Consider the following 12932-nt stretch of genomic DNA (forward strand, 5'->3'; position numbering starts at 1 on the left):
ACGACCACCGTCCCGGGCCCGTTCCCGTGCGCCTCAGCCTAGGCCGTCTCTTTCGGATCTTGCCTGGCCCGACACGATCCGGACGAGACGGCCTAAGCCCTGTCGGGCCGTTCCTGGTCGACGAGCACGCCGCCGGCCCGGGTGACGGCGTCCAGCGTCTCCGGGTCCAGGCCGCAGGAGCGCGAGAAGCGGGTGCCGCGGAGGCGGCCGCCCAGCACGGTCCGCGACAGGATCTCGCCGCTGCGGAAGTCGCACACCCACAGCTCGCCCATCTTCGTCGCCACGAGGAGCCGGTCGCCCCGCTCGGAGCACCACAGTGAACGGGTGCCGCCGGGCACCTTCAGCACCCAGCGGGCCTCCAGGGAGGAGGACACCCGCATGCTCCACCCGAAGAGCCGGTCCTGGGCGGCCAGGGCCAGCAGCCTCGACGAGGCGCGGAAGGCGAAGGCGTCCACCAGGCCGTCGCCCGGGACCATGATCGGCAGCCCCTTGCTGTCGATCCTGGCCTCCTGGCCGGCGGCGTCCACGATCGCCACGGCCCGGCCGTCCAGCATGAGCAGGGCGTTGTCGCCGGACGCGCTGATGTACGTGTCGGCGGCCTCCCGGGAGTGTTCCTCCCCCTTGAGCGTGCGCCAGTGGCCCTCGGCGTTCTCGTCGGCGACGGCGTAGCGCAGGGAGTCCTCGGTGTAGACCAGGGCGCTGATGCCGTGCCGGCCCGCCAGGAAGCTGATGATCCAGTGCCGTAGGGCGGGGAAGGGCACCTCCGCGACGGGGCGGCCCGCGGCCGGCTCCGTCAGCCGCAGGCACTTGCCCGCGAAGTCCCACTCCACGAAGGCGTGCCGGCCCTTCCAGATCACCGGGGAGTGTTCCTGCGTGGCGGCCGTCCTGCCCATCACCCGGCCCGTGCCGGCCTCCACCAGCAGTCCGCCGTCCGTGTCCCCGCACCACCAGGTCGTCGCGTCCCAGTGGTCGACGGCCGCGGGGCCGGAGCCGCCGCCCGCCGCCAGCCGGCCGGGAGGGGAGTCCACCCGGCCGTCGGGCCAGTGGAGCACCTCGTTCCCGGAGGCGATGACCACCGCTCCGCTGGGGTGGAACAGGCCCCGGCGCGACCGGCCGTCGTCCAGCAGGTTCCCGTCCCCGAGCCGGGCACCCGTGAGATCGGCCCCGGACAGGTCCGCACCCTCCAGGTCCGCCCGGGAGAGGTCGGCCCCACGCAGGTCCGCGCCCGCGAGGGAAACCCCGACCCCCCACTGCCGGGGCGCGAACCCCGCCAGATCGAGCCCCGCCAACCGCGTGCGCTCCAGGCTGCCGCCGCACAGGACGAGCAGGTTCAGGCAGTTGCCCGCCAGGTTGCCCGCCTCCGCCTCCAGTCCGGCGGTCGAGCCGGCCAGGGCGAGCAGCCGCTCCCGGTGGTCCGGGCACTCCCGCACCATCGCGGACAGGAACTGGTACACCGCCTCGTCGCGCCCGAACGCCCCGAACGTGGTGCCCAGCGCCTCCACCGGTTCCGCCACGAACTCGCCGAGGGGCGGGAGCGTTCCGTCCTCCGCGCGCGCCGCGAAGTACCGGGACCACGTCCACTCGCGCGTCACCGCCTCCGCCGCCCCGGCCGCCGGGATCACCTTCATGAAGTCGCCGCTCAGCAGCCCCAGTTCGGCCGCGAACTTCAGGGCCACCAGGAACTCCAGCAGCGACTTGTGCGAAGGCCCGTAGTCACCCTCGGCGTTGCGCACCAGCATGCCCTGGTTGCGCATGTCCTGCTCCCAGTAGTCCAGGTCCTTGGCGCTCTGCACGGTGGACCCGAAGCAGGACCGCAACCGGTCCGGGAAGTCACGGTAGTTGAGGGTGAGCCGGTTGGTGGAGAGCATCTCCCAGGCGACTTCGCACAGGAAGAGCAGCTTGTCCCCGCGCGAGGTGAACGTGCGCTCCGCGCTGACGTCGCGGTCCATCTTGCGCTGCACGGCGTAGAGGTAGATCCGGGCCAGGTCGATCTCGGCGCCCTGCTCGATCTCCGGGAGCGCGTCGATCACCAGCTCGGACATGAGGGGGCGCCCCATCAGCTCGCGCACCTCGTCATGGGCCATCACCATGCGGACCTTGTCCTCGGACAGGTCGTGGCGGAGCATCCGCTCGATCTGCTCGTCGTCGAAGCGGACCAGCTCGACGATGTCGAAGTTGGGGCCGTCCTGGGGCACCTTGGATCCGAGCGCGGACGCGCTGACCTTCGCGCCGAAGAGGTTGCGCGCCTCCTGGGCGTTGCGGAAGTGCTCCTGGCGGCTGCTGAGCAGCACCTTGGAGCCGGGGTCGACGGCGTTGGCCAGTTCCCAGAAGTTGGCGACGACCGTGTTGCGGTCGGCCCGCGCGGCCATCTCGTCGAAGCCGTCGAAGATGAGGAGCAGCCGTCCCATGCGGTTCAGGACGCGGAAGACGTCGTAGCTCCGCAGGTCGATCTTGTGCTTGTTGAAGAAGAACTCCGAGAGCAGCCCCTGCACCGTGGTCTGCTTGGCGTAGTCGCGCAGCGGGATCAGCAACGGTATCCGGGGCCTCGGCACCCCCCGGCGCCTGGCGTCGCGCCAGCCGCGCGCCATCTCGCCGGCCAGGTGCAGGGCGAACCACGACTTGCCCATCCCGAACTCGCCGAGGACCGACAGGTGCCGCTTCGCGGGCTCCTGGAGCCAGCCCGCCACGTAGTCGTCCAGCCCGCCGTCCCGCCAGTGGTAGAGGCTGGTGTCCAGGGGCCGCCCGGTGGCCGGGTCGATCTCCTCCTTGCTGCAGGAGATGGGCACGTAGCGGGTGTCGATGCCGCGCCGGCGCACCTCCTCCTCCACCCAGGCGATGTAGGGCTCGAAGTTTGCTTCGAGGTCGACGAGTTCGTCGAAGGAGTAGCAGAACAGCACGTCACCGCTGTCCGCGGCCCGGCGGCGGGCGGCCTCGCTGACCCTGAGCCGGGCCAGCCCCCAGCCCTCCAGGGCCCCTTCGGCGGCGACCAGTTCGCCGACCAGCCGCATGTGGTGCGGCAGGAGTTCCCCCTCGACGCAGAGCACCACGGTCCGGTCGAAGCGCCCGGGGCGGCGCTGGGGGATGTCCACCAGCAGGGCGACGCACCCGCCGGCCGCCTCCCACGTGCGCCGGATCTCGTAGCCGACGGCGGTGAACCACTCGTGGACGTCGTCCATCAGGCGCTGCGCGGGAGAGAGTTCGGAACGGCCCGGTTCGGTACGGGTGCGGTGGCTCTCCTCCTCGACCCGGGTCTGGCTCACCCGTTCCAGGAACACGTCGAGCTTCTGCTCCAGCCGTGCCTCGTGCGGTGCCCGGCTGCGGTCCACGAGGCCCTGGAACGCCGCTGTGAACCCGTCGACGTGCTCCTCGAACCCGTGGCCGAGATGCCCGAACTCGGCCGTCTCCCGGTTGCGCTCCACGGCTTCCGCCGCCTCCGCGCGGAACGCGGCCCAGTCGCCTTCCGAGAAGGAGCGCCGGAAGGACTCCAGGACGTAGGGGTTCCGGAAGAAGGCGAGCACGGGCTCCGGGCGGCCGAGGCAGTACTCGATCAGCGCGTGCGCGTAGAGGCTGCCGAAGTCCTGCGGCGGCACCGTGGGGTTGAGCCGGACCGCCCGCAGGGCCCGCAGCACCGCCTCCTTGCGCAACGCGCCGTCCGCCAGCGGTTTGGACGCCAGCTTGCCCAGGATCCCCGCGGCCGCCGTGACGATCTCCATCGCTATCGCTCGCCCCCGAACTCCGTTGTCCGTCAGCCCCCTCGGGGAAGCCTAGCGGCCCCAGACGCCCGGCAGCGGGTCAACGGGCTCACCCGGCGACCGGGTACATCAGGCCGCGCCGCCCCTCCGGCGAGGTCAGCCACTCCAGCTTCTCGGCCGTTTCGGTGCCCGGCAGCGGGGTGTGGAGCACGATCGCCAGGTCGGGGCGGGCGGGGACGCGCAGCTGGGTCGATTCCACGTGGAGCGTGCCGACGACGGGATGCTCCATGCGCTTGCGCAACAGGCCGCCCGGCCGGACGTCCCGCTCCGTCCACAACTCGGCGAACCGCGGACTCAGTTCCCGGACCTCCTCCACGACCGCCCGGAACCCCTCGTCCCGCGGATGCTCCGAGCAGGCGGCCCGGAACTGCGCCACCACCTCGCGGGCCACCTCCTCCCAGTGCCCCGAGCGGGCCCGGTAGATGGGGTCCGTGAAGAAGGCGATCAGGCAGTTCTGCACGATCTCGGGCCGCATCCCGAACACCAGGGCGGCGGCGTCGTTGTACATCACCGTGTTCCAGTACACGTCCATGATGTGCGCCGGGAACGGCATCCAGGCGTCGATCAGCCGCTTCAGGCCGTCGCACATGTCCCGGTCGCCCGGCTCGACTTCGAGGGCGGGCGGATTGAGCCCGGCCAGTACGTACAGGTGCCGGCGCTCGGCGCTGGTCAGCTTGAGGACCCGGCTCACCGAGTCCAGGACCTGCGAGGACACCGAGATGTCACGGCCCTGCTCCAGCCACTGGTACCAGGACACCCCGACCCCCGCCAGCACGGCGACCTCCTCCCGGCGCAGCCCCGGAGTGCGGCGGCGGGCCCCGCCGTCCGGCAGTCCGGCCTCCATGGGCGAGATCCGCGCGCGCCGGTTCATCAGGAACGCGCGCAGCTCGCTCCGGCGGTGATCGTCGATCGGCGTGGCCACTGGTATTCCCCCTGTCGGCTGCCTGGTGGTGGCGACAACAGGATAAGTTCCCGCTCTTCACGGGCATTCCCGCGCGGCGAAGGTGGTGTCCATGACGATCGATACACAGACGGCGGTCAGCGCACCGTACACGGTGGCGCCCGAGGGCCACCGGCTCACCGGGCGGGCCCGGCTCGTCCTCTTCGTGCTCTGCGCCGCCCAGTTCATGGTGGCGCTCGACTTCTCGGTCCTGAACGTGGCCCTGCCCGTCCTCGGCAAGGACCTGGGCCTGAGCCGGTCCGCCCTCCAGTGGGCGGTTACCGCCTTCGCCCTGCCCTCCGGCGGCTTCCTGCTCCTCTTCGGCCGGATCGCCGACCTGTACGGGCGCAAGAGGCTCTTCCTGACCGGCCTGGCCCTCTTCGGCGGGGCCTCGCTGCTCGCCACCCTCGCCTGGGACCCCGCCTCCTTCCTGACCGGACGCGCCCTCCAGGGGCTGGGCGCGGCGGTGGTTGTGCCGACCGGCATGTCCCTGCTGACCACGACCTTCCCCGAGGGCCCGCTGCGCGACAAGGCGCTCGGCATCTCCGGCACCCTGCTCTCCCTCGGCTTCACCGTCGGCATGGTGCTCGGCGGCGTCATGACCGACACCCTCGGCTGGCGCTCCACGATGGGCCTGCTCGCGGCGGCTGCCGTGGCCGTCCTCTGCCTCGCCCCCCGGCTGCTGCCCGAGTCCCGCACCCCCGAGCGGCCGCGGCTGGACGTGCCGGGCGCCGTCACCGTCACCGGCGGTCTGCTCGCGCTGATCTACGGCCTGTCCACCGCCGCCGAGCGCGGCTTCGGCGGCACGGACGTCCTCGTCTCGCTGGTGGCCGGTGTCCTGCTGCTCGCCGCGTTCGTGGTGGTGGAATCGAAGGCGCACGCGCCGCTGGTCTCCCTGCCGATGCTGAAGCGCGGCACCGTCGCCTGGGGCAACATCGGCGGACTGGTGACCTTCTCCATGATGTCGACGGTCGTGTTCGTCCTGACGCTGTACCTGCAGGAGACCCTGCGCCTGTCCTCGTTCCTGACGGGGCTGGTCTTCGGCGTCCAGGGCGTCGCCTCCGCCGTCGCCGGCTCCTACGCCCCCCGCTTCATCGGCCGCTTCGGTGCCCGGCGCACCCTGGTCGGCTCGCTGCTCGGCCAGGGCGTGTTCACCGCCGCCCTGCTGGCCGTGGGCACGGAGTCGGGTGCCCTGGTCGCCACCGTCGCCGTCTCGGTGGCGAGCATGTGCCACCTCGGCGCGATCATCTCCTACGGGATCATCGTGACCAGTGGTGTGCCGGACGCGCAGCAGGGGCTGGCGACCGGCCTGGTCACCACCACCCAGCAGGTCGGTCTGACCGTCGGCATCCCGCTGCTCGGCGTCCTGGCCACCACGGGGACCTCGCTCTTCGACGGGGTCCGGACGGTGCTGGCGCTCGACGCCGCCCTGGTGACGGTGGTGGCGCTGCTGGTCGCCGTCGGCCTCGGCCGACGCACGAGGTGACCGGGCTCCACCACCCCCGCGAGGGCCTCGACCGGGGCGGGGAGCGCCGCGTGCCGAACGGCGTCGCGTGCGCTCCCCGCCCCGGTCCATGAGGTCCTACGGGTGTGTACGGGTCATCCGCCGGGCTGGAGGACGCCGTTGACGGTGAGCCGGTAGGGGGCGGGGGCCAGGACCGTCTCGGTGGGCTCGTAGTGGTCGACGATCGCCGCGACCGTTTCTGCCCTGGTGTCCAGCAGGCGGCGCAGTTGCTCCCGGCCCAGCGACGCGTGGTGGTCGGCGTCGAGGGGCACGTCGGCGGCCCAGGCCTGCTTGTGGTCCGCGGTGTAGGCCACGAGGCGGAGGCTGATCCCCGGGATCCGCTTGATCTGGTAGGAGCTGATGGTCTGCCAGCCGGTCAGGGTCGAACCGTCGGAGACCGGGGTGGCGCCGGCCCTGAGGTTGTCGATCCACAGGCCCGGCCGGGTCACGCTGCTGTCGGTCACATAGCGGAAGGCCACCAGTACGGTCCGGCCGGCGAGGTCGGAGAGGTCGATCGTCTGGTGGGTCCAGCCGCCCGAATCACCGTTGAATCCCGGTGCCAGCGCGACGATGTCGGCGGCGGCGTCCGGGAACGCGGTGGTCATCCCGGCGCTCCGGCGGGAGGTGAAGGTGGCGCCCCCGTCGGTGGACACCTGCACGGCACCGATGTCGTAGCCGGGCTCGATGTCCCAGCGGGCGTCGAAGGAGAGGGTGGGGTCGGCCGGGTCGACGGTGACCGACCGCACGATGCTGCGGTCGACGCTGACCTCGTCGCCCAGCGGGCCGGAGTAGAGGGCGGGGTCACCGGCGGCGTGGCCGTCCGGATCGACGCTCCACTCCACCGGGCGCGTCGGGTAGACGGCCGGTGCGTCGAAGCCCAGGGAGCGCAGCTCGCCGGCCTTGAGGTACCCGCCCGCGCCGTCGCGCAGGCGTACGTAGTCGGCGCCGTTGGAGGGCGCGCCGGGGCGGGAGTAGGCGAACGGCGTGTCGAAGTTCACCGTGGAGTGGAGCGCCTCCGCCCGGAAGCGGCCGGCCCCGGAGTGCCCGGCCAGACGTGCGCCGTCGTCGAGGACGCCGTCGAGTGCCGCCGTGGTGGACCAGTCCTTCAGGAGGTCGAAGGGGGTCTCCTTGGCGTGGTGGCGGGCCAGGGTCCTGGAGAGCCGGTCGAAGCCGGAGCCGCCGCCCGCGAACAGCAGGTCCTTGACGAAGCCGGGTCCGTAGCGCTCGTTGAGCGTGTGGATCATGATCTCGGCGCCGCCGTAGTCACAGAGGAAGCTCTGGCCGGGATCGGGCCAGACGGAGAGGGAGTTCTCGGGGCCGCCGTTCCGGTCGCCGTACGGGTCGGTGTATCCGGGGGGCATCATCGCGTTCTGGCGGCCCTGGAAGCATCCGACCTTCAGGTTCTTCAGGGCGTCCTCGCGGCGGTCGTCGTAGCCGACCAGCCACCTGGCCCATTCGGCCGTTCCCTCGATGATCCAGTTGGGGCCGGAGACGTCCTCGGCCCTGCTGTGCCAGATCGCGTGGTTGTACTCGTGCGCGAGGAGGCCCTCGATGTAGTGGGGGAGGGGGAAGCCCTCCCAGACGCGGCACAGGTCCGGGCCGAGGGACGGGGGCTTCGGGCCGACCATGGTCTTCCACCCCGCGGCCTCGATGACGACGAAGTTGCGGTCGACCGCGTCCACGGCGTCCGAGAGGAACTCGCCGCCCGACGCGATGTTGTCGACGAGTACGACGAGCCGGCCGCCCGGCCCGCGCCAGGCATCCGCCGGAATGCTCGGGTCCAGCAGTTCCGGTTTGGCGTTGCTCCCGTCACGCGGGGTCGGGGAGCCGAACACCCGGCCTTCGCGCGGGCGGATGACGTGCTCGAACTGTTCGGCCACGTAGCGCAGCTGCCGGTCGGTGACGACGAGGTCGTCGGCGTTGGAGCTGCTGCAGTCGTCGCTGTCGACCCGCATGTCACCGGTCCGCACCCAGAGCTCGACGTGCGGGGAGACCTCGCGCAGCTCGAACTCGCGCAGCACGGTCTGGAACGACCAGTCGATGGTCGGCCACGTGCGGCGCGTGCCGACGGTCGCGTCCCCGCCGTAGCGGCCGGTGCGCGCCTGCTCGTGGATCCGGGGGGACTTGCGCCACTGCCGGTGTACGGAGTGGGTGCGGGACGGTCCGTCGGACCGCTGGTGGGCCGGTTTGTCCGGTGGGCTGCCGGGGCCCGGGTGCCCGTACGCGGGCGAGACCCCCAGGGACAACGCGAGTGCGGCCAGGAGGGCGGTCAACCACGGGACGTGTCGACACACTCCGGCCTGGAGGGGCTGGCGCATCGGATCTTCTTCCAAAGAAGCGGATGATGCGTCAACGTAGCGAAACCGTGGCGCTGACCAGGGGATCTCGCGCGAGGCGTGTCGGGGCCGGACCGCCGGGCCGGGCCGCGCAGGCCCGCGGCTCCGGTCCGGGGCCGGGCCTCACGGACGGGTCTTCAGGCCGTCCAGGGTGAGGTCGAGCAGGCGCTCCGCCCGCTCTCGCTGTCCGGGGCTCGCCGAGGTGAGGGCGATGCCTTCGAGGGCGGCGCCGATGTCGGCCGGGCCGATGTCCGTGCGGATCGTCCCGGCGGCCACGCATGCGTCCATGAGGGAGCCCAGGGCGGCGTGGATCATTTCGCGGCTGTGGCCGTACGGGCTGTCGCCCGTGGCGGCGATGGCGCGCAGGGCGTCGATCATGCCGTACTTGGCGGTCACGTAGTCGAGGAAGAGGCGTGTCCAGGCGCGCAGGGCGTCCAGCGGCGGTTCCGTCGCCAGCAGGGCGGGGGCCGCGTCGCACAGCCGGGCCACCTCGTTGCGGTAGACCGCCTCGACCAGTGCCTCGCGGGTGGGGAAGTTGCGGTACAGCGTGGCGCTGCCGACTCCTGCCTCTTTGGCGATGCGCTCCAGGTGGGCGTCGAGCCCCTCCGTCGCGAATAGGCGCACCGCGGCCGTGAGGATCTTCTCCCGGTTGCGCCGTGCGTCGGCCCTCAACGGCCTTGGTGCTGCCTCGGACATCAGCGCTCGCCATCCCCTCTCAGGTTGTCCGCCTTGCTAAGTGGGGGCGTGCCCACTTAGCCTGAGGCAAGTGGGGGCTCCCCCACTTCCACTGTAGGCCAAGGCGCGGGCGCAGGCATCGGCCGAGGCGTCGGCCTGCGCGCACCCCTCACGGAAGGACCGGCCATGTCAGGCATCGAGGGCAAGGTCATCGCACTCACGGGCGCCAGCAGCGGCATCGGGGAGGCGACGGCGGTCCATCTCGCCGAAAGGGGCGCCCACCTGGTGCTCGGAGCCCGGCGGGAGGACCGGCTGAACGCGGTGGTGGACCGGATCACGGCGCGGGGCGGATCGGCCGTCGGGGCCGTGGTCGACGTGTCGCGCCGGAGGGACCTCGAACGGCTGACCGGCGTGGCGCTCGACCGTTTCGGCCGGCTCGACGTCCTGGTCTCCAATGCCGGCACCATGGCGGTCTCGCCGTTGGACGAGTTGCGCCAGGACGACTGGGACGCCATGGTCGCCACTCACATCACGGGCCTGCTGAACGGCATCGGGGCGGCGCTGCCCGTCTTCCGGCGGCAGCGCTCCGGTCAGTTCGTCAACGTCGCCTCCACCGCCGCCTACGTGGTCAAGGCTCCCCAGACGGTCTACGCGGCCACCAAGACGGCCGTGAAGGTCCTGACCGAAGGGCTGCGGCAGGAGGCCGGCCCCGACCTCCGCGTCACCCTGGTCTCGCCCGGCTTCACCCACACGGAGGGCGTGGGCAAGGGGGCGAGCCCCGAGGTGGCGGCGGCGATGACCCGGCAGCGGGACGAGATCGCCATGCCGCCCTCCGCCATCGCCTCCGCCATCGGTTATGCGATCGGGCAGCCCGACGGCATCGACGTCAGCGAGATCGTCGTCCGTCCCACGGCGCAGGCCTGACGGCCGGCCCGGAGCGGCGGCCCGCCTCCCGGGAGGTCACCCCGCGTTGACGCGGGCGCTGACCCACTCCAGGGACGGCGGGATCTCGCGCCGCCAGGTGTTGAAGTTGTGGCCGCCGTGGTCGAGGGTGATCGACGAGACGTGCGCGGGGGCCTTCACCTTCCGGATGAACTGCTGCGTCGGCTTGAGGTTCGGCTCACCCTGCAGGGAGCTGGTGACCAGGAAGGAGGACTTGCCCTGCGGCAGGTGGTCCAGGCTCCACAGCAGGTCCGCCCGCTTCTCCTCCTCCTTGTTGCCGTGGAACAGGTCGCCCGAGTCCGCGTCGATCTCCGGCTTGTAGTCGGCCGACAGGCCGACCCCGGCCGCGTAGCGCTCGGGGTGCTCCAGAGCGATCTTGAGCGCGCAGTAACCACCCGTGGAGTCGCCCATGATGGCCCAGCTCGACGGCACGTTCTTCACCCGGTACGTGCCCGACACGGCCTGCGGGAGGTCGGTGGCGAAGTAGGTCTCGCTCTGCGGCCCCCCGGGGACGTCCACGCACTGGGTGTTGCGGGTGGGGATCACCGACGGCCGCATCATCACGAGGACCATCGGCTGCGTCTTCTTGTGCTTGGCCAGCTTCCAGGCCGTCTTCGGGTAGTCGAGCCCCTTGATCAGGTTCTCCGACGTGCCCGGGAAACCGGTGAGGACCACGGTGGCCGGGAACGTCCTGTGCTCGTTGCCCTTCTGGAAGTACTCGGGCGGCAGGTACACGTAGGCGGACGTGGCGGTCTTGGACCGCTGCCCCTGGATGGTCACCTTCTCGATCACGCCGCCCACGCGCGGCGTGGCGCCGCCGGGCACGTCGACCGGCTGCCGGCCGAGGATCTTCACGCCCGACGCGTCACCCTGACCCGGGTCGAGCGCCGGCGGTGCCTGCGCGTGCCCGGCCAGCTCGGCCCATGAGCCGTAGATCAGGAAGCTCCGGTTGGCCGCCAGTCCGATCGAGGCCACGAGCAGCAGCTGGAGCACGACGACCAGCGCGACCCGGCCGAACACCTTGCGCGGGCCGCCCTTCGACAGCCGTGGCCACAGCCAGACCGTCAGGGCGAACAGCAGGAGCGTGCACAGCAGGGCCAGCACGAGGGGGGCACCACTCGTCAGCTTCATGGATCGGTGAAACCTTCTGTCGGCTATCGGTCAGGACCCGCGGGTCCGTCGGCCCGCGTCGGCGTGCCAACCAGGGAGAGGGCAGAGCGGAGCAAAAGGTTGCGGACCTTGAGGTGATCTTCGAACACCCGCTCCCGGAACCCGGCGTAACGTGGGCGTGAACTCACTTGCGCACGACTTGTTATGGGAAGGAATCCATCCATGCAGGAGCATTTCGACGTCGTCGTCCTCGGGGCCGGCCCCGGCGGATACGTTGCCGCCATCCGTGCCGCCCAGCTGGGCCGCAGCGTCGCGGTCGTCGAGGAGAAGTACTGGGGCGGCGTCTGTCTCAACGTCGGCTGCATCCCCACCAAGGCGCTCCTGCGCAACGCCGAGCTGGCGCACCTGTTCACCCACGAGGCCAAGACCTTCGGCATCAAGGTGGACGGCGAGGTGTCCTTCGACTACGGCGAGGCGTTCCGGCGCAGCCGCCGGGTCGCGGACGGCCGGGTCAAGGGCGTCCACTACCTGATGAAGAAGAACGGGATCACCGAGTTCGACGGCCGGGGCACCTTCCTCGACGACCGGACCCTGCGGGTCGCCGAGGCGGGCGGCACCACCCGGGAGATCTCCTTCGACGACTGCATCATCGCCACCGGCGCCACCCCGAAGCTGCTGCCCGGCACGCGGCGCAGCGACCGCGTGGTCTCGTACGAGGAGCAGATCCTCGCCGAGGACGTGCCCGGGTCCATCGTGATCGCGGGCGCCGGCGCCATCGGCATCGAGTTCGCGTACGTCCTGCACAACTACGGCGTGAAGGTCACCATCGTCGAGTTCCTGGACCGGATCGCCCCGCTGGAGGACGCGGACGTCTCCGCCGAACTGGCCAAGCGGTACCGCAAGCTGGGGATCGACGTCCTGACCTCGACCCGCGTCGAGTCGATCGACGAGTCGGGCCCGCAGGTCCGGGTGACCGTCACCGGTGCCGACGGTGCGACGAAGGTGCTGGAGGCCGACAAGGTGCTCCAGGCCATCGGCTTCGCGCCGAACGTCACCGGCTACGGGCTGGAGGCCACCGGCGTACGGGTCACCGAGCGCGGCGCCATCGATGTCGACGGCCGCTGCCGCACCTCGGTTCCGCACATCTACGCCATCGGCGACGTCACCGCCAAGCTGATGCTCGCGCACACCGCCGAGGCCATGGGCGTCGTCGCCGCCGAGACCATCGCCGACGCGGAGACGATGGAGCTGGACTACCCGATGATCCCGCGGGCGACCTACTCCCAGCCGCAGATCGCGAGCTTCGGCTGGACCGAGGCGCAGGCGAAGGAGAAGGGCTTCGACGTCCGCGTCGCCAAGTTCCCCTTCACCGCCAACGGCAAGGCGCACGGCCTCGGTGACACGGCCGGCTTCGTGAAGCTGATCAGCGACGCCACGCACGGCGAGATCATCGGTGCCCACCTGATCGGCCCCGACGTCACCGAACTCCTGCCGGAGCTGACGCTGGCGCAGCAGTGGGACCTGACGGTGCACGAGGTCGCGCGCAACGTCCACGCGCACCCGACCCTCGGCGAGGCCGTCAAGGAGGCCGTCCACGGACTGGCCGGCCACATGATCAACTTCTGAGTCCCGCCGCGGACCGCTCCCTCGGCGAAGGGGGGGCGGGCCGCCGG

8 protein-coding genes are annotated in these 12932 nt (G+C 71.4%); 3 read left to right on the forward strand and 5 right to left on the reverse strand.

The window, feature by feature from the left end:
• Positions 1–92 precede the first annotated feature (92 nt).
• Together OG295_RS34255 and OG295_RS34260 are read right to left on the reverse strand one after the other, a co-directional pair.
• Positions 93–3713, reverse strand: a complete 3621-nt coding sequence (locus OG295_RS34255) for an NACHT domain-containing NTPase (protein ID WP_371680528.1) — start codon at positions 3711–3713, stop codon at positions 93–95.
• An 88-nt stretch (positions 3714–3801) separates the two neighbouring features.
• Positions 3802–4623: a helix-turn-helix transcriptional regulator gene (locus OG295_RS34260; RefSeq protein ID WP_371681390.1), complete on the reverse strand. Its 822-nt coding sequence runs from the start codon at positions 4621–4623 to the stop codon at positions 3802–3804.
• A gap of 142 nt (positions 4624–4765) precedes the next feature.
• Here OG295_RS34260 and OG295_RS34265 point away from each other — a divergent pair, with 142 nt between their 5' ends.
• Positions 4766–6178: an MFS transporter gene (locus OG295_RS34265; protein ID WP_371680529.1), complete on the forward strand. Its 1413-nt coding sequence runs from the start codon at positions 4766–4768 to the stop codon at positions 6176–6178.
• 113 nt (positions 6179–6291) lie between these two features.
• Here the strand turns inward: OG295_RS34265 and OG295_RS34270 are convergent, their stop codons facing one another.
• A complete protein-coding gene (locus tag OG295_RS34270; RefSeq protein ID WP_371680530.1) occupies positions 6292–8514 on the reverse strand; it encodes a choice-of-anchor J domain-containing protein in 2223 nt (740 codons plus the stop codon).
• A 141-nt stretch (positions 8515–8655) separates the two neighbouring features.
• On the reverse strand, positions 8656–9228 hold the full coding sequence (locus tag OG295_RS34275) for a TetR/AcrR family transcriptional regulator (protein ID WP_371680531.1): 573 nt from the start codon (positions 9226–9228) through the stop codon (positions 8656–8658).
• 165 nt (positions 9229–9393) lie between these two features.
• On the opposite strand from OG295_RS34275, the gene OG295_RS34280 reads away from it, so the two are divergent.
• Positions 9394–10131, forward strand: coding sequence for an SDR family oxidoreductase (locus OG295_RS34280; RefSeq protein ID WP_371680532.1), 738 nt, complete (start codon positions 9394–9396; stop codon positions 10129–10131).
• Positions 10132–10167: 36 nt separating this feature from the next.
• Here the strand turns inward: OG295_RS34280 and OG295_RS34285 are convergent, their stop codons facing one another.
• Positions 10168–11280, reverse strand: coding sequence for an alpha/beta hydrolase (locus OG295_RS34285; RefSeq protein WP_371680533.1), 1113 nt, complete (start codon positions 11278–11280; stop codon positions 10168–10170).
• A gap of 201 nt (positions 11281–11481) precedes the next feature.
• Between OG295_RS34285 and lpdA the strand changes: the two genes are divergently transcribed.
• The gene (gene lpdA, locus OG295_RS34290) at positions 11482–12885 is read left to right on the forward strand and encodes a dihydrolipoyl dehydrogenase (protein ID WP_371680534.1); all 1404 of its coding nucleotides are present in this window, start codon (positions 11482–11484) and stop codon (positions 12883–12885) included.
• The last annotated feature ends 47 nt before the right edge of the window (positions 12886–12932 follow it).

It is taken from the genome of Streptomyces sp. NBC_01276 (assembly GCF_041435355.1).
Classification (GTDB): domain Bacteria; phylum Actinomycetota; class Actinomycetes; order Streptomycetales; family Streptomycetaceae; genus Streptomyces.

Bases quoted from the DNA above. Each gene is read 5' to 3' on its own strand.
- OG295_RS34255 (WP_371680528.1), bottom strand. From the start codon at position 3,713: ATGGAGATCGTCACGGCGGCCGCGGGGATCCTGGGCAAGCTGGCGTCC.
- OG295_RS34260 (WP_371681390.1), bottom strand. From the start codon at position 4,623: ATGAACCGGCGCGCGCGGATCTCGCCCATGGAGGCCGGACTGCCGGAC.
- OG295_RS34265 (WP_371680529.1), top strand. From the start codon at position 4,766: ATGACGATCGATACACAGACGGCGGTCAGCGCACCGTACACGGTGGCG.
- OG295_RS34270 (WP_371680530.1), bottom strand. From the start codon at position 8,514: ATGCGCCAGCCCCTCCAGGCCGGAGTGTGTCGACACGTCCCGTGGTTG.
- OG295_RS34275 (WP_371680531.1), bottom strand. From the start codon at position 9,228: ATGTCCGAGGCAGCACCAAGGCCGTTGAGGGCCGACGCACGGCGCAAC.
- OG295_RS34280 (WP_371680532.1), top strand. From the start codon at position 9,394: ATGTCAGGCATCGAGGGCAAGGTCATCGCACTCACGGGCGCCAGCAGC.
- OG295_RS34285 (WP_371680533.1), bottom strand. From the start codon at position 11,280: ATGAAGCTGACGAGTGGTGCCCCCCTCGTGCTGGCCCTGCTGTGCACG.
- lpdA (WP_371680534.1), top strand. From the start codon at position 11,482: ATGCAGGAGCATTTCGACGTCGTCGTCCTCGGGGCCGGCCCCGGCGGA.